Origin of the sequence: Mycolicibacterium mageritense, from assembly GCF_010727475.1 — a bacterium.
Classification (GTDB): domain Bacteria; phylum Actinomycetota; class Actinomycetes; order Mycobacteriales; family Mycobacteriaceae; genus Mycobacterium; species Mycobacterium mageritense.
In genome coordinates, this window is record NZ_AP022567.1 from 6,660,595 (window position 1) to 6,677,287 (window position 16,693).

17 protein-coding genes are annotated in these 16,693 nt (G+C 66.7%); 9 read left to right on the forward strand and 8 right to left on the reverse strand.

Annotated features, from left to right (window positions below):
• The first annotated feature begins 71 nt into the window (after positions 1 to 71).
• The gene (locus G6N67_RS32110) at positions 72 to 1,052 is read left to right on the forward strand and encodes a GlxA family transcriptional regulator (protein WP_036440177.1); all 981 of its coding nucleotides are present in this window, start codon (positions 72 to 74) and stop codon (positions 1,050 to 1,052) included.
• On the opposite strand, the gene G6N67_RS32115 is transcribed toward G6N67_RS32110, so the two are convergent.
• A complete protein-coding gene (locus G6N67_RS32115) occupies positions 1,028 to 1,735 on the reverse strand; it encodes an Rv0518 family GDSL lipase (protein ID WP_036440174.1) in 708 nt (235 codons plus the stop codon). The genes G6N67_RS32110 and G6N67_RS32115 overlap by 25 nt on opposite strands.
• 164 nt (positions 1,736 to 1,899) lie before the next feature.
• Positions 1,900 to 3,111, reverse strand: a complete 1,212-nt coding sequence (locus G6N67_RS32120) for an acyltransferase family protein (protein WP_036440171.1) — start codon at positions 3,109 to 3,111, stop codon at positions 1,900 to 1,902.
• 379 nt (positions 3,112 to 3,490) lie between these two features.
• On the opposite strand from G6N67_RS32120, the gene G6N67_RS32125 reads away from it, so the two are divergent.
• Positions 3,491 to 3,808, forward strand: a complete 318-nt coding sequence (locus G6N67_RS32125; RefSeq protein ID WP_036440168.1) for a hypothetical protein — start codon at positions 3,491 to 3,493, stop codon at positions 3,806 to 3,808.
• Positions 3,809 to 3,812: 4 nt separating this feature from the next.
• Here G6N67_RS32125 and G6N67_RS32130 read toward each other — a convergent pair whose 3' ends face one another.
• Positions 3,813 to 4,391, reverse strand: coding sequence for an Rv1352/Rv1906c domain-containing protein (locus G6N67_RS32130; protein ID WP_036440165.1), 579 nt, complete (start codon positions 4,389 to 4,391; stop codon positions 3,813 to 3,815).
• 65 nt (positions 4,392 to 4,456) lie between these two features.
• Here G6N67_RS32130 and G6N67_RS32135 point away from each other — a divergent pair, with 65 nt between their 5' ends.
• The 5 genes from G6N67_RS32135 (at position 4,457) to G6N67_RS32155 (ending at position 10,300) form a co-directional block, all read left to right on the forward strand.
• Positions 4,457 to 5,587, forward strand: coding sequence for an alkaline phosphatase family protein (locus G6N67_RS32135; protein ID WP_036440812.1), 1,131 nt, complete (start codon positions 4,457 to 4,459; stop codon positions 5,585 to 5,587).
• 48 nt (positions 5,588 to 5,635) lie between these two features.
• Complete coding sequence (locus tag G6N67_RS32140) at positions 5,636 to 5,974, forward strand: DUF732 domain-containing protein (RefSeq protein ID WP_036440162.1); 339 nt, start codon at positions 5,636 to 5,638, stop codon at positions 5,972 to 5,974.
• Positions 5,975 to 6,020: 46 nt separating this feature from the next.
• A complete protein-coding gene (locus tag G6N67_RS32145; RefSeq protein WP_179976769.1) occupies positions 6,021 to 6,482 on the forward strand; it encodes a DUF5078 domain-containing protein in 462 nt (153 codons plus the stop codon).
• A 441-nt stretch (positions 6,483 to 6,923) separates the two neighbouring features.
• Positions 6,924 to 7,397: an MmpS family transport accessory protein gene (locus tag G6N67_RS32150; RefSeq protein WP_051579192.1), complete on the forward strand. Its 474-nt coding sequence runs from the start codon at positions 6,924 to 6,926 to the stop codon at positions 7,395 to 7,397.
• Positions 7,394 to 10,300 (forward strand): MMPL/RND family transporter, encoded by a 2,907-nt coding sequence (locus G6N67_RS32155; protein WP_036440154.1) that lies wholly within the window; start codon positions 7,394 to 7,396, stop codon positions 10,298 to 10,300. The genes G6N67_RS32150 and G6N67_RS32155 overlap by 4 nt, the downstream gene beginning before the upstream one ends.
• An 18-nt stretch (positions 10,301 to 10,318) precedes the next feature.
• Here the strand turns inward: G6N67_RS32155 and G6N67_RS32160 are convergent, their stop codons facing one another.
• Positions 10,319 to 11,083 (reverse strand): ArsR/SmtB family transcription factor, encoded by a 765-nt coding sequence (locus G6N67_RS32160; RefSeq protein WP_036440152.1) that lies wholly within the window; start codon positions 11,081 to 11,083, stop codon positions 10,319 to 10,321.
• Positions 11,084 to 11,621: 538 nt separating this feature from the next.
• Between G6N67_RS32160 and G6N67_RS32165 the strand changes: the two genes are divergently transcribed.
• Entirely contained in the window at positions 11,622 to 12,266 is a 645-nt protein-coding gene (locus G6N67_RS32165) for a C40 family peptidase (protein ID WP_163642378.1), read from the forward strand.
• 62 nt (positions 12,267 to 12,328) lie between these two features.
• Positions 12,329 to 13,075, forward strand: coding sequence for a peroxide stress protein YaaA (gene yaaA / locus G6N67_RS32170; RefSeq protein WP_036440149.1), 747 nt, complete (start codon positions 12,329 to 12,331; stop codon positions 13,073 to 13,075).
• A gap of 3 nt (positions 13,076 to 13,078) precedes the next feature.
• Here yaaA and G6N67_RS32175 read toward each other — a convergent pair whose 3' ends face one another.
• The 4 genes from G6N67_RS32175 to G6N67_RS32190 are packed head-to-tail and all read right to left on the reverse strand — an operon-like array spanning position 13,079 to position 16,690.
• Complete coding sequence (locus G6N67_RS32175; RefSeq protein WP_036440146.1) at positions 13,079 to 13,996, reverse strand: TauD/TfdA dioxygenase family protein; 918 nt, start codon at positions 13,994 to 13,996, stop codon at positions 13,079 to 13,081.
• Between the two features lie 15 nt (positions 13,997 to 14,011).
• The gene (locus tag G6N67_RS32180) at positions 14,012 to 15,085 is read right to left on the reverse strand and encodes a PhnD/SsuA/transferrin family substrate-binding protein (RefSeq protein WP_230021414.1); all 1,074 of its coding nucleotides are present in this window, start codon (positions 15,083 to 15,085) and stop codon (positions 14,012 to 14,014) included.
• Between the two features lie 38 nt (positions 15,086 to 15,123).
• Positions 15,124 to 15,834, reverse strand: coding sequence for an ABC transporter ATP-binding protein (locus G6N67_RS32185; protein ID WP_197747996.1), 711 nt, complete (start codon positions 15,832 to 15,834; stop codon positions 15,124 to 15,126).
• A complete protein-coding gene (locus tag G6N67_RS32190; protein WP_051579191.1) occupies positions 15,827 to 16,690 on the reverse strand; it encodes an ABC transporter permease in 864 nt (287 codons plus the stop codon). The genes G6N67_RS32185 and G6N67_RS32190 overlap by 8 nt, the downstream gene beginning before the upstream one ends.
• Positions 16,691 to 16,693 lie beyond the last annotated feature (3 nt).

Sequence of the window (16,693 nt, forward strand, 5' to 3'; positions counted from 1 at the left end):
TGCCCGCGCCGGCGCTCGCCCAGCTGTGCCGGATGCGCCAGAAATCCCACAGGAAGCGACACAATGAGTTGATGTCGCCCGAATCCCGGACTGTCGTCATCGTCGTGTTCGACGGGGTGAAGTTGTTGGACGCGGTCGGACCCGCCGAGGTGTTCGCCGAGGCCAACCGGTTCGGAGCCGACTACCGGCTCATGTTCGCCTCGGTGGACGGGCACGAAGTCGTCACCTCGATAGGTACCAAACTCGCTGTCACCCAATGCATTTCGGACATCAGTGGCGTCGACACCGTGCTGGTTGCTGGCGGGGACCACCTCGTCGGCCGGCCGATCGACCCAGACCTCGTGGACGCCGTCCGCGACCTTCCGGCCCGATCCCGGCGGTTGGCGTCGATCTGCACGGGTTCCTTCATCCTGGCCCGGGCCGGGCTGCTCACCGGTCGCCGGGCCACCACTCACTGGCGGCACGCGCAACTGCTCGGACGTGCCTACCCGGACATCACTGTCGAGCCCGACGCGATCTTCGTGAGAGACGGCAACGTGTACACCTCGGCAGGCGTGTCGGCGGGTATCGACCTGGCGCTGGCCCTGGCGGAACTGGACCATGGCATGGATCTGGTGCGCGACGTCGCGCGTTCCCTGGTCGTGTATCTCAAGCGCGCGGGCGGTCAGTCGCAGTTCTCGGCCCTGGTGGAGACCGACCTGCCCGCGCGGTCCGCGCTGCGGCCCGCCATCGAGGCGATCGCCGCCGATCCGACCGCGGACCACAGTGTGAAAAGCCTTGCCGCGTCGGCATCTTTGAGCACCCGCCAGCTGACCCGGCTGTTCCAGGCCGAACTGGGCACCACTCCCGCGCGCCATGTCGAGCGCGTCCGTATCGACGTCGCGCGAAGCGCCCTGGATGCCGGCCGTACGGTGGCCGACGCGGCGCGCCTCGCGGGTTTCGGCAGCGCCGAGACGCTACGGCGCGTTTTCGTCAATCACCTGGGGGTGTCCCCCAAGGCCTACCGCGACCGGTTCCGCACCACCGGTCAGACCCAGCGGGGCAGCTCCTGACCGATCAGCGGCGCGATCTTGTCCGCCATGTAGGCATGCCCCGCATCGGTGGGATGGATCTTGTCGCCGCCGATCAGGTCGGGACGGTCGAAGAACCAGCCCGCCTCCAGGGGGTCGAAGAACTCCGCGCCGGCGTCACGCGCGGAATCGCGGAGGATGTCGCGGATCCGGTACATGTTCGGCGGCACGTCGGCGTTGATCCACGGCGGCCCGATGACCAGCAATTTGGCCGACGGCGCGAGCTGGCGGGCCAGACCGAGCGCGTCGCGCGTCATGAAGGCCATGGCCAGCGGGTCGGCATCCTTGTCGTTGCGCGAGCCGAAGAACACCACCAGGGAGTCGTCGGGTTTCACGGCTCGCGCGGTCAGATCGCGGAAGATGCCGCCACGGTTGCCGCGCACGACGTAGCCGGCGCCGCCCTCGGCCGCCACGTCGGCGTTGACCTTCACACCGCGACCCGACAGGTTCTGCCAGGCGAGCGTGGTCCAGCCCTTCGGGCCGAGCCCGCCCTCATTGCTGCCCGTGGTGTAGGAGTCGCCGATTACCGCGATGTGGTTGAGGCGGGGGTCCAACCCGGACGGCGTGTACGGCTGGTCGGGCTGACCGACGGACGGCGCTGCCGCATACGTGAACGTCCCGACCAAAAGGCCGAGCGAGATGACGAATGTGGCCAGACGGCTCACTGCTACCTCCACTGCCGGTGAGACGTACTGTCCCGCATCCTGTCCCGACTGAAATCCTCGCACAGCCTATTGCGTGTGCATGGTAGTTACCTATGCGAACGGTGACACCCCGATAACAAGCCCATAACAAGGTGCGCCACACCACTATTCGGGCTACATCGCGGTCATCCCGCACGCGCCGAAACGGATGGCGCGCGTACTTGCTCGCCTTCTATGCGGTGTAGTCGGCCGCTGCCAGGGTCGGCCGGCTTGATGTCCACCATGCGGCGCATCCACCGGCGGGCAGGCTCCTCCACCACGTGGTAGAGCACGACCCCGCCCACCACGGCGATCCCGAGCAGGCCGAGCAGGGTCAGCTTGCCCCATATGTCCGATGACAGCGTCAGGTCGAACTGTTTGACGGTCCAGATCCACGCGGTGTGTACCAGCTCGTGCACCATGTACAGCCCGAAGGAGATCTGGCCGCCGTAGACCAACACCCTGGTCGACAGCAGCGCGGGCAGGCTGCCCACCCCCACGGCCAGCGCCACGACCAACGGGACGAACAGGATGTCGACGATGCCGCCCGCGTCGCCGACGGTGTTCATCGGATGCGCGTCGAAGAAGTACAGCAGGCCGACGATGGCGGCGATCAGTCCCAACGACAGCCAGCCGGCTCCGGTCCTGGCGCGGTCGGTCAGGTCCAGCTTCCGGACTGCTGCACAGGCCAGTGCGCCCGCGGTGAACTGCATGACGATCCGCGGCAGCCAGCTCCACGGCGTGTAGAAGTGGCCGGTGGCCATCAACAGCACGATGGGCGGCAGGGTCGCGGCGACCGCAAGCAGCACCAGGCCGCGGGCCCGCGTCGCGCGGGCCACCCGGAAGATCACCACGATCAGCACGCCGAACAGCAGGTACGCCAGCCACTCCGCACTGATCGACCAGGCCGGCCCGTCCCAGCTCGAACCGTCGAAATAGGGCTGGAACCACAACTGCATCAGGAAGAGCTGACGGAAATAGCTCGTCGCCGTGTACTGGCTGGTGTCCTCGGGCGGCACATGTCCGACGTTGAGCGTGAAGATCAGCCAGAGCGCCGCCAGGTGCAATGTCACCAGGTACACAGGCCACACCCGGGCCAGCCGCAGCCACAGGAAGTGCAGCGTGGCACGTGTCGACCACCCCGGCCCCATGCGGTCGATGTAGTTCCAGGTCAGCACGAAGCCGCTGAGGATGAAGAACAGGTCGACGCCTTGCGCACCGCAATTGAGCACCGGCGCGAGCGCCTCGGTGAAATCCGGTGCGGCTTGGTAGAGCAGCGGGCGAAAGTGGAACAGCACGACCCAGGCAGCTGCGACGATGCGTAACCCGGTCAGGGCTCTTATCTCTCCGCCGCGCACTGGCTGTTTCCGTCTTTCCGTACCAACTCGAGCTGTACTGTCACGCCACCATCGCGGCAGGCCGGGCATATCGCTGTCCCCTCGAAAGGCAACCGGCAGCATTCGCAGAGTAGCAGCGTGGCACCGGCACTTGCGCCTCGCCGAACCTGTGCAACCGCTGTACGCAGCGGTGTTCGGAGCGCGACCGGCCTCCGATCACATTGGGTGGCAAAGAAATTCCGAGGCCAGGAAATCCGAGGCACCATTTTCGCCTGCGATGATTCGGCGTGTCGGGCAGATCCGGGCAATGTGCGGTGCACAGCGAGCACCGCGCGAACCCCGGTTGGGACGACCGGTCCGAGCTATGGTCACGGTGCGTGGTCTCACGGGGAGGTGCGAGATGAAGAGTCCGGCGACTCGGGTGGTTCGCCGACTGGCCGCAGGGATCGGCGTCACGCTGGCGCCACTGGCCTTTGTGACGATCGTCAATCCGGCCGTCGGTTCGGCCGACTGCGATGCCGGTTCGTGGTGGGATCCGGTGGCGAATGTGTGCCGGCCACCGGTGGTGCCGATGCTGTGCGAGAACGGATCGTGGTGGGATCCGGTGGCCAACACGTGCCGGCCGCCCGTGGTGCCACCGCCACCCATGTGCGACAACGGCTGGTGGTGGGATCCGGTGGGCAACGCGTGCCGACCGCCGGTGATCCCGCCGCCCTGACGCGTCAGCCCACGGGCACCTGCGAACCGTCGAACTGGCGCGCGTTGGTGTTCATCTGCTCAAGCCAGGCCCTGAGCTGCGCCTGCGCGGTCAATGCCGGGATGACACCGGTCGCCGGGGTCTGACCTGCCACGGCGTCGGTCTTCAACCACGGCTGACAGCCGCTGGTCTTGAACGCCTTGTCGGTGGCGTCGATCGTGACCGCCTGCGGTTTCTTGGTGAACGCGTTGTCGATGATGTCGCCGCCGTGCAGGTCGGCCATCCGCTTCCAGTAGCACGTGCCGTTCTCGACCGGACCCGCCGACGCGTACGTGCCCGGTTCGATGTCGGTGCCGACGACGAAAACCCCGTCGTGGTCCATGGCCGTCGCGGGAGCCCCCGGTGCGGCGGGTGCCGGCGGGGCCTCGGCCGCGGGCTGCTGCGCATCGGGCGCGGGGCCGGGCAACGGTCCGGGGGCGGCCGGGCCGGGTGCAGGCGCAGGAGGTGCCGGCGTGGTCGGATCCGCACCGGCGATGCCGCTGAACAATCCTCCTGCGCTGACCACCACCGCGGCGGCGAGGATGGTTGTCTTGATCGGCCTCATAGCACGTCAGCGTACCGCGTACGCGGGTGTGGTCCAGGTCGCGCGCGCTGTGGCAGGCTCGCGATGTGGATGTGCCACGGCCCGATTCCGAACTCCCCCACCTTGCCGACGTGGTGCCCGCGGTCCTCACCGCGATGGGTGCAACAGGTTTCTCGTCGCCGATCGAGCTGCCCGGCCCGGTTCGGGGCGCCTGCGTCCTGATGATCGACGGGCTTGGGGCCGAACTGCTGGCCGACCACCCCGATGACGCTCCCGTGCTCGCGGGGATGCGCGGACAGACCTTGCAGGTCGGGTTCCCGTCGACGACGGCCGCAGGCATCGCGGCGATCGGCACCGGCTGCCGGTCGGGCGAACACGGCCTGGTGGGCTACTCGTTTCGGGTGCCCGACGCAGGCGTGATCAACGCATTGCGGTGGCGCCCGCATCCATGGGGCGAGGATCTGCGCGACCGGGTCCGCCCCGAAGACGTGCAACCGCTGCCGACGACATTCGAGCGGGCTGCGCAGGCCGGCGTCGCGGTAGAGGTCGTCTCCGGCGCCCAGTTCGCCCACTCGGGACTGACTCGGGCCGCGCTGCGGGGCGCGCGGTATGTCGGCGTGCACGCGATCGGTGAGCTGGCCGCGAGTGTGTCCGACGCCGTGTCCCGGGGTGGATTCTGCTACGGCTATCACGGCGATCTCGACTTGGTCGGGCACCTGCACGGCCCGGGTTCGCCGGCCTGGCGCATGCAGTTGCGCCAGGTGGACCGGCTGGTCGAATCGGTCGTCGAGGCACTTCCGCCGGGAGCGATGCTCGCGGTGGTTGCCGACCACGGCATGGTCGGGGTGGACACGGTCGTCGACATCGACGATCACGAGCCTCTCCTGCGGAACGTGCAGGCGGTCGGCGGCGAAGCCCGCGCGCGCCACATCTACACCGACTCGGGGGCGACCGACGACGTGCTGGCCGTGTGGCGCGAGACCCTGGCCGACACCGCCTGGGTGCTGTCGCGGGACGAGGCGATAGCCGCGGGCTGGTTCGGCGAGCGCATCCGCGACGACGCTCGAGCCCGGATCGGCGACGTGGTCGCCGCGGCCCGAGATCGCGCTGCCCTGGTCCGGCGAAACGCCGAACCCATGGAATCCGCATTGATCGGCCAACACGGTTCGTTGACGAATGCAGAGCAACGGGTTCCGTTGTTGCTGGCATTCGGTTGAGAGGCAACGACTATCCAGATCAGAATTAGATGTACTAAGATTCGCCGCATGAAGCTTGTTGGGCTGGCAGCCGTCGGCGCCGCGGCCGCAATCGCGTTCGCGGCTCCGGCACACGCCGAGATCGATACCGACTTCGCCAACGAACTGCACACGTACGGCATCTACGGTCCGCGGGATTACAACGCCTGGATCGGCAAGCTCACGTGCAAGCGGTTACACAACGGCGTCGATCACGGCGCGCAGGAGTCGGTCAACTTCGTCTCCAAGCAGCTCGACAAGGACAGCACCACCGCGCAGGCCTGGCAGTTCCTCGGCACGGCCATCAACTACTACTGCCCCGACCAGCGATTCGTCATGGAGCAGGCCGCGGCAGCCTCTGCCGGATAGCTTGCCGCCGCCCTCCCGAGAGCCTTGGAGCGATATGTTGAACCGCATGCGTCCCACCCACCTGATCCGCGCCGGCATCGCCGCCTGCGCCGTGGCCGGAACACTGGTCGCCGCACCCGGCTTCGCGTCTGCCGACGCCACCGATGACTACCCGATCCCCAACCGCATCCTGAAAACGCAGTGCGACGCCGAGCAGATCATGGCCGCCGCCCGCGACGTCGAGCCGATCTACTACGAGCGCTACATGATCGACTACAACAACAAGCCCGTCGCCGACCAGGAAGGCGCCCGCGACCGCATCCACTGGTTCTTCTCGCTGGACTACGCCGGCCGCCGCCAATACTCGGAGAACACCGCCACCAACGCGTTCTACGAACAGATGGCCTGGCGCTGGCCCAACTGGGCCAAGCTCTTCTTCAACAACAAGGGCGTGGCCGCCAACACCACCGACATCTGCATGAACTACCCACGCGGCGACATGTCCCTGTGGAACTGGGCAGCCGACTGACGGTCCAGATCTCGTCTGACGTACAACGCTGACGCCCCCGCGATTTTCGCGGGGGCGTCAGCGTTGTCAACCGGCCCCGTCGGGCGCCACGCCGTTAGCCACATCACGCTCGTCACCCCGCAGGACCGGCCTCACCCACCCGCGCTCACCCGTGGAGCGGGCGTGACCGCCTGTTATGGATCGCGGGCACGTATCGTCGGTGCGAGCACGCCCGACGACCTGCTCCGGCACGCGGGCAGATCTACGTTTTGCAACTCTGTTAAATCGGCTAATATCTCCCTACTTAGTCAACCGGCTAACCGGGGTCTAGACGGAGAGACAGATCGGGGTGCGTATGGCGCAGGGCAGCTACGACAACCGGGGTCGTGACGACGGTCCGGCGGGATCGCCTGCCGGCGTCGTGATCTCCGCACGATTTCGCCGGTCCGGTGCTGTCCTGTGATGGCCAAGTCCACCAAGAGCCCACGCGCCAAGCAGTTCTCGTTCACCAACCTGGCCAGGCGGTTCTGGATTCCGCTGTTGATCCTGGCGGTGGTGGTCGTTGCGACGTTCACCGTCATGCGGGTACGGACCTTCTTCGGGGCCGGCGACGGTTCGGGTATCGCCAGCGCCAAGGTCGATGACACCAAACCGTTCGACCCGAAAGTCGTGGTCTACGAAATCTACGGCGAACCCGGCGCCTACGCCGACGTGAACTACCTCGACCTCGACGCCCAACCTCAGCGCCTCGACGGCGTCACGCTGCCCTGGACCCTGCGCCTGGAATCCACTGCGCCCTCGGTGTTCCCCAACATCGTCGCGCAGGGCAACGGCGACTCCATCACCTGCCGCATCACCGTCGATGACGAACTCAAGGACGAACGCACCTCCACCGGCGTCAACGCCCAGACCTTCTGCTTGGTGAAATCTGCATGAGCACCCCCAGCCACAACGCCCCGACCGACGCGTTCGGCGTGAGCCCGCCACCGCGGCACGCCGAACGCCGAGGCATCGCCAAGTGGATCCGCCGCCTGGCCCTGCCGATCATCATCGGCTGGATCGCCGTGATCGGCGTCTTCAACACCATCGTTCCCCAGCTGGAAAAGGTCGGGGAAATGCGGGCCGTGTCGATGAGCCCCGACGACGCCCCGTCGATGATCGCGATGAAGCGCGTCGGCGAGGTGTTCCAGGAGTTCAAGTCGAACAGCTCGGTCATGGTCGTCCTGGAAGGCGACGAGCCGCTCGGCGACGACGCACACAAGTACTACGACCAGATCGTCGACAAGCTCGAAGCCGACAAGAAGCACGTCGAGCACGTGCAGGACTTCTGGGGCGACCCGCTGACCGCCTCGGGCGCACAGAGTTCCGACGGCAAGGCGTCCTACGTGCAGGTGTACACCGCGGGCAACCAGGGCGAGGCGCTGGCCAACGAATCGGTCGAGGCCGTCCAGGACATCGTGAACTCCGTCCAGGCGCCCGCAGGGGTCAAGGCGTACGTGACCGGTCCGGCCGCGCTGTCGGCCGATCAGCACATCGCCGGTGACCGCAGCATGCGGATGATCGAGGCGCTGACGTTCACCGTCATCATCATCATGCTGCTGCTGGTCTACCGCTCGATCATCACGGTGATCCTCACCCTCGTGATGGTGGTGCTCAGCCTGTCCGCGGCCCGCGGCATCATCTCGTTCCTCGGCTACTACGAGATCATCGGCCTGTCCACGTTCGCCACCAACCTCTTGGTGACGTTGGCCATCGCCGCCGCCACCGACTACGCGATCTTCCTGATCGGCCGATACCAAGAGGCCCGCAGTGTCGGTGAGGACCGGGAACAGGCCTACTACACGATGTTTCACGGCACCGCCCACGTGGTGCTGGGCTCGGGCATGACCATCGCAGGCGCGACCCTCTGTCTGCACTTCACCCGGCTGCCGTACTTCCAGTCGCTCGGTATCCCACTGGCCATCGGCATGACCGTCGTGGTCTTCACCGCACTGACCCTCGGGCCGGCGATCATCACCGTCGCCACCAAGTTCGGCAAGACCCTGGAGCCCAAGCGCGCCATGCGGACCCGCGGCTGGCGCAAAGTCGGTGCGGCCGTGGTGCGGTGGCCCGGCCCGATCCTCATCGCGACGATCGCGCTGTCCTTGATCGGTCTGCTGACCCTGCCCGGCTACCGGACCAACTACAACGACCGCAACTACCTGCCCCAGGATCTGCCGGCCAACACCGGGTACGCCGCGGCCGACCGGCACTTCTCGCAGGCCCGCATGAACCCCGAGCTGCTGCTCATCGAAAGCGACCACGACCTGCGCAACTCGGCGGACTTCCTGGTCGTGGACCGGATCGCGAAGCGAATCTTCCAGGTGCCGGGCATTTCCCGGGTGCAGGCCATCACGCGTCCGCAGGGCACACCGATCGAGCACACCTCGATCCCGTTCCAGATCAGCATGCAGGGCACGACCCAGATGATGAACATGAAGTACATGCAGGACCGCATGGCTGACATGTTGACGATGGCCGACGACATGCAGACGAGCATCAACACCATGGAGGCCACCCTCAAGCTGACCAAGGAGATGGCCGACACCACCCACAGCATGGTCGGCAAGATGCACGGCATGGTGGTCGACGTGGCCGAATTGCGGGACCACATTGCCGATTTCGACGACTTCTTCCGGCCCATCCGCAATTACCTGTACTGGGAACCGCACTGCTTCGACATCCCGATGTGCTGGTCGATCCGGTCCATCTTCGACACGCTCGACGGCATCGACACCATGACCGACGACATCCAGAAGTTGATGCCGGACATGGATCGTCTCGATCAACTCATGCCGCAGATGCTCACGATCATGCCGCCCATGATCGACACGATGAAGCGGATGAAGACCATGATGCTGACCATGCAGGCCACCATGGGCGGGCTGCAGGATCAGATGGAAGCGATGATGGAGAACCAGACGGCCATGGGCCAGGCGTTCGACGCTTCCAAGAACGACGACTCGTTCTATCTGCCGCCGGAGACGTTCGACAACCCGGACTTCAAACGCGGCATGAAGATGTTCCTGTCCCCCGACGGGCACGCCGTACGCTTCATCATCAGCCACGAAGGCGATCCGATGAGCCCCGAAGGCATCTCCCACATCGACGCCATCAAGCAGGCCGCCAAGGAGGCCGTCAAGGGCACGCCCCTGGAAGGCTCGAAGATCTACCTCGGCGGCACCGCGGCGACGTTCAAGGACATGCAGGAAGGCGCCAACTACGACCTGCTGATCGCCGGAATCGCCTCGCTCTGCCTGATTTTCATCATCATGCTGATCATCACCCGCAGCGTGGTCGCCGCTGCGGTCATCGTCGGGACGGTGGTGCTGTCACTGGGCGCGTCGTTCGGTCTGTCGGTGCTCATCTGGCAGCACCTGCTCGGCCTGGAGCTGCACTGGATGGTGCTCGCGATGTCGGTCATCATCCTGCTGGCGGTCGGTGCCGACTACAACCTGCTGCTGGTGTCCCGGTTCAAAGAAGAGATCCATGCCGGGCTCAACACCGGCATCATCCGGGCCATGGGCGGCACCGGATCGGTGGTCACCTCGGCAGGTCTGGTGTTCGCGTTCACCATGATGTCCATGGCCGTGAGCGAACTGGCCGTGATCGGCCAGGTCGGCACCACCATCGGCCTGGGCCTGCTGTTCGACACCCTGGTCATCCGGTCGTTCATGACGCCGTCGATCGCGGCCCTGCTCGGCAAGTGGTTCTGGTGGCCACAGCGGGTGCGGCAGCGGCCGTTGCCGGAGCCGTGGCCTGCACCGATCCAGCGTGATCCGAAGGAGAGCCTGGTCTGAGGTTCCCGCCGCGAAAGGTCACCGCGGCGGGGCCACGCGCTCCAGCTCCGACTTGAGGCATGACAGCTTCAGCGGCCAGCCGTGCGAAATCACTTGGTAGACGGCGCTTCCCGGACGGACGCCGTGGTGCGTCACGGTGAGTTTGACCTGACTGTCGAGCGGCTCGATGTCGAATGCGACCCATGACCGCGGTTCCGCCTCGCCCGCGACGCCGGAATCGGGCGCCGACTCATGGCTACCCGGCCAGACGCTGGGCGTGACCGCGGGAAAGACGAAGGCCAGGTGCTGATACGGGTCCGACACCTGGATGAGCTGTTCGGGATGCTCGGTGCGCACATCGCCCGCCACCCAGACATAGGTTGAACCCTTCAACCAGTCCGACTCCATGGCGTGACCGAGACTGCCCTGCGAGATGGCCGGCGTGGTGATCGCATGCCACAACCGTTCCGGCGTCGTCCGGATATACGTCGGATAGACGAACTCGTCCGCCGCGGGCGGGCTCTCCAACGCCGACTCGGGGCGGGCCCGGTGATAACGGTCGATCCAGCCATCTACGAGTGCGGCGACCGGCTCGGCGTTGAGGTGGTGCAGCTTCTCCCGCCCGCGCCGCTGCGTGGTCACCAGGTTGGCGGCCTCGAGCACCGCGAGGTGCTTACTGACCGACTGCCGTGCCATGGACAGACCCGCGCACAACTCCCCCAGGCTCTGCCCGTCCTGATCGTTGAGGCTGTCGAGCAAAAGCCGTCTGCTGGGGTCGGCAAGCGCCCTGAAAACGTCGTCCACGGTTCACCGTCTTCCCTGTCGGGCAGCCGGCCGGCTGCGCGACTACATAATGCAGCCATTCGGCTGCATATCCCAACCGACCCCTACCCCGATTGGCGCACCGAACCCTCGCCCGGCACATGGTGGCCACGGTCGAAGTTCGCCAGAATCGCAATCCCACGCATCCGTTGCTCGTCGCATCGTTCACCACCGCGGGCATCGACCGGTCACACTCCCAGCCCCGAAACCACCGGGCCTCAGCGCACCGCGGTTGCCTCTGAAAGTCTTTGCCCCGCACTATATTCCGAATACATATCGCGAACGGCGCGGGTCGGCCGACTGTGACGTAACGAAGACAGACACAGTGCGGCAAGGAGATTGAGCGAAATTGTCACGGTTGCGAGGAACGCTGTCCTGGCCCGCTCACGGCACGTGAATTGCAGCCGCAGACAACGACACTGAACGCAAAGACGCGTGAACCAGCCAATAGCCGATCTTGATTGTGAAGGGAGTCACATATTTTGGCGGCCCAGTTTTCCTGCTGTTAACGTCCGGCCGCATGTTTGCTATTGCGACCGCATCGCTGATGGCGCTCGTCCAGTCCGTTTCGGGCACGCCGTACATCTCCGGTGGAGACACGCCTGCCGGCACCGACTGCTCCGGTCTGGCCTCCTGGGTCAGCAACGTGGCCACCGGAAGGCCCGCCTTCGGGGACCGGTTCAACACCGGCAATCAGGAACGTGCCCTGCTGGCCCGCGGCTTCAAGTACGGCACCCAGCCGGGCGCCCTGGTGATCGGGTGGAACAGCGGCCACACCGCCGTCACGCTGCCCGACGGCACGCCCGTGTCGTCCGGTGAGGGCGGCCGTGGCGTCAAGGTGGGTGGCGGCGGCGCCTACCAGCCCCAGTTCAGCCACCACATGTACCTGCCGGTCGCGGCCGACGATCCGGCCGCGGCCCCGCCGGAGGCCCCGATGCCGTTCGGTGCGCCCCCGCCGCCGGAAGCCCCGTTGCCGCCCGGCCCGCCGCCCGCGGACCCGTTCGCACCGCCGCCGCCTCCGCCGGCTGACCCGTTCGCGCCACCGCCCCCGCCCGCGGACCCCTTCGCGCCTGCCCCGATCGTCCTCGACGTCCCGGCTCCGGAAGCACCGCCGGCTCCCGAGGCACCGCCCGCGCCGGACGCGCCCGTCGGCATGCCGGTCTGAGCAGGCCAGGATCACACCTGTCGGTGCGCAGGACGCCACGATCACTCCGCTAACGTCTCGGTGTGATCGTGCTCCTGCCTCCGTCGGAGACCAAGCAAGCCGGCGGTGACGGCCCACCCCTGCAACTGGACCGCCTCAGTTCGCCCGAGCTGACCCCGCTGCGCACCCAACTGGTCGACGAGCTGGTCGCCCTCGCGGCCGACCCAGCCGGCAGTCGCAAGGCGCTCGGCCTGTCGGCCAAGCAGGACGACGAGATCGGCAGAAACGCCGAACTTCGGAATGCGCCGACGCTGCCAGCGATCACCCGCTACACCGGCGTGCTCTACGACGCGCTGGACATCGGCTCGCTGCGTGGCACCGCCGCCGCCCGGGCTCGCGGCAGGCTTGCCGTGGGCTCGGCGCTGTTCGGGCTGCTGCGGGCAGACGACCGGGTACCGGCTTACCGCCTGTCGGCGACGTCGAAACTGCCGGGCCGGCCGGGCCTGAGCACCCGCTGGCGGCCGCTGCTCGAGCCGCTGCTGGCCGAGCACGCCCGAAACGAACTGATCGTCGACCTCCGCTCGGGGTCGTACGCGGCGTTGGGTCGGATACCCGACGCGGTGCGGGTCCAGGTGCTCGCCGAGCACCCCGACGGGCACCGCACCGTCGTCAGTCACTTCAACAAGGCACACAAAGGCCGGCTCGCGCGCGTGCTGAGCAGCTCACGCGCGGAACCCGACGATGCGGCGGCAGTCGCAACCGTCGCCCGGCGCGCCGGGATGCACGTCGAACGCGACGGGTCCGAACTCACTGTCGTGGTGGCGGCCTAGGTCTCAGGCCGCCTCGAACGGTTCACCGTCCAGCGCGACCGACGGCCGCCCGTCCGGCCCCTGCGGTACATCGCCGACCAGCGTGACCCGGTACAGCCTGCGGTCATGGTCCAGCGTGAGGTCGGACGGTGCCAAGTGCACCGTCGCGCGGTTGTCCCAGAACGCGATGCTGCCTGGCTCCCACTTGAAGCGCACGGTGTACTCAGGCCGGGTGAGCTCGTCGTAGAAGAGGCCGAGCAGCCGCCTGCTCTCGTGCGGCGACACGTCGACGATGTGACTCGTGAACCCGGGGTTCACGTAGAGCGCCTTCTCCCCCGTCTCGGGATGCACACGCACCACGGGGTGCTCGCTCAACAACGGCCTGCGCTCAACCCGCTGCCGATAGTCGTCGGTCGCGGTGGTTCCGTCAGGTGGCGAGAAGCGGTGCACGGCCCGCAGCCGATCGGCCAGCCGCTGCAAGGGAGCCGACAAACCGGCATATGCCGCAACGGTATTCGACCATTGCGTGTCGCCGCCGTAGGGCGGGATCTCCTCGGCCCGCAGGATAGATGCGGCCGGCGGATTGACGGCCGCCGTGACGTCGGCATGCCAGTTGGGTTTGTCGAAGCCGCGGCTGGCGCCGTAGCGCGCCTTGAACCGGTCCCGGAAGATCGGGTAGATCGTGGGATAGTGCGGGTCCGGGATCGCGTCGAACAGCGGATGCGCCGGAGTCGGTGCGCCGAACGCGCGGGCAAAACGCAGGTGGTCATCGTGGCCGATGGTCTGGTCGCGGAAGAACACCACCTTCCACTTCAGCAGTGCGGCACGGATTTCGGCGATCTGTTCGTCGGACAACGGTGCTGTGAGATCAACGCCGTGGATCTCGGCGCCCGTCCAACCCGACTGCGGACGGATACTCAGTGCTGACGCCGGGTGGGTCATCTGTTCTTCCCCTCTCTAGGACTTGAGCGGCTTGGGCGTGACGCCGTCGAGTTGGTTCTGCGCATTGACGATGTCGTTGTAGCGGCCGTCGACGTAAGGCTTCAGATCGACCAGCGTCTTGGTGGTCCCGGTCTCGTGCAGCCCGTCCGCGACGGTCTGGAACAGTGCCGTGGAGTTGGCGTCGATCGGGTAGTACGACGCGATCCCGTCTTCGTCGTAGAGCTTCTTGCCCTGATCGAACGTGATGCCCTGCTGCTTGACGTAGTACTCGTTGATCCACTCGTCGGCGTGGGTGTCCTTCCAGTTGGTGGCCGCCACTGCTCGGCCCACGTAGTCACCGATGGCGGCAGCCTTGGCCGGATCGTTGAGCACGTCTTTGCGGACTATGAGGCTCTGGATACCGGTGTTGATGCCCTTGCCGTCCCCGAGGATGGGCGGTTCACCCAATTGGTAGTACTGATTGCCCAGCACGATCGCCGCATCGACCGCACCTGCCGCGAACGTCGGAACCACCTCCGCGCCGGCCAGTTCCACGGGTTGCACGTCGTGCCTGAGATCCAGACCGTGCTGCTTGAGCAGTGCCGCGGTGATCATGTGGCGGCCCGAACCCGGCGGATAGGCGACGCGCTTGCCGCGCAGATCCTCGATCCTGGTGACCCCGCTGTTCGGCCGGGCCACCAGGAAGTAGCCGCCGCTCGTGCCGGGGTTGGCCTGTAGTCCAATGGTCACCAGATCGGTGACGCCGTTGTCCACCGCGATGGGAACGGGGGCCTCGCCGATCGACCCGACGTCGGCGGCACCGGATCGCAACGCTTCGATGACCGCCGCACCGCCGCTGAAATCGGCGAACTCGACCTCGTACGGTGCATCGCGTCCGGCGTCGGCCAGGTTCCACGGCAATGACTGCGTGGCGTTCTGTTCGGCGACGACGATCTTGGTGCCGGCCGGAACGTCGGTTTTGGCCGCGATCCGCACCGAATCGATGGCGCCACCCGCGTCGTCATCTGACAGCCCGCACGCACTGGCGATGATCGGGATCGCCAGCAGCGCAGCAATTTTCCATCGAGATCGGTCCTTGTGCACAGTCACTACTCATCTTCGATCGGGTGCCCGGGCGGGCACAGGGTTCAGGCCTGGTCTTCGGATACGCCGAGTTCGGCGAGCAGACGTCTTCTGAGCGCGACGAATTCGTGGCCGTCTCGCGCCCGCGGTTTGGCCAGGGCCACTTCGACGTCGAGCGAGATCACACCGTCGGTCAGGACTATCACCCGGTCGGCCAATGCGATGGCCTCGTCGACGTCGTGGGTCACCAGCAGCACCGCAGGAACATGTCGGCGATACAGGTCGAGCAGCAACCCGTGCATCTTGAGCCGGGTCAGCGCATCGAGCGCGCCAAAGGGTTCGTCGAGCAGGAGCAGTTGAGGTTCGCGCACCAGCGCCCGCGCCAGGGCCACGCGTTGGGCCTCGCCGCCGGACAGGGTGCGCGGCCAGACCTTGGCCTTGTCCGCCAGGTTGACCTCGGCGAGCGCGGCCAGCGCACCCTGCTGCACGGCCCGGGTCGCGGGCAGCCCGATCGTGACGTTCGCCAGCACCCGCTGCCACGGCAGCAACCGTGGATCCTGGAACACGATCGCGCGCCGTTCGGGAACACGGAGGTGACCGTCGACGTCGCCGTCCAGCGCGCCCAGCGCCCGCAGGAACGTGCTCTTGCCCGACCCGCTGCGCCCGAGCAGTGCGACGAACTCGCCCGCGCGGATCTCGAGGTCGAGATCGTCGAGAACAACGTTGGTGCCGAAGCGCTTTCGTACGCCTTTGGCGATCACCACGGCGTCAGTCACCGTCATACGCGCGCCTCCAGGTGAGCAGCCGGCCCTCGAGGAAGCGCACGACGAGGATCGACACCAGGCCCAGGATCGCGTAGACGGCGATCAGCACGAACACGACGTCGATCTGGAAGTACTCCCGGGCATCGGTCATCATCCGGCCCAGACCCCGCTTGGCGTTGATGGTCTCGGCGAAGATCAACGACAGCCAGGACGCGGTGAGCGCCAGTCGCAGACCGACGAGGAAGCCCGGGAGCGAACCGGGAATGATGACCCGGTAGATCATCTCGGCCCGACCGGCGCCGAACGATCGTGCCGCCTCGACCAGACCCGCGTCGACACTGCGGATGGCGCTGAACGTGTTGATGTAGATCGCGACCGCGACCGCGAGGGTAATCAGCAGGATCTTCGGCACCTCACTGATCCCGAACCACACGATCAGCAGCGGTACGAGGGCGAAGTTGGGAACTGCGCGCAGTACTTCCATGTTCGCGTCGACGAAATTCTCGCCGACCCTCGACAAACCCGACACCAGGGCCAGCACGAGGCCAAGCGCGATACCGAACGCCAGACCATAACCCACCCGTAACAGGCTCGCGGTCAGGTGCTGCTGGAACGATCCGTCCACGACCAGTGCCCACGCCGCGCGGACCACCCGGGTCGGCGGCGGTACCGTGCGTTCGTCGAAGACCCCGGTGATCGACAGCACCTGCCACAACCCGACGAGCAGCACCGGACCGAGCAGTCGCTGTACCGCGCGAGGCACCAACGGCTTGCGCTGAGATCTGCGCACGGCGGCACGCGGATCGACCAACGCGACGACCGCGCCGGCACCGACGGTCTGGTCCTGCCCGGCGAGCAGCGTGGCCATGAT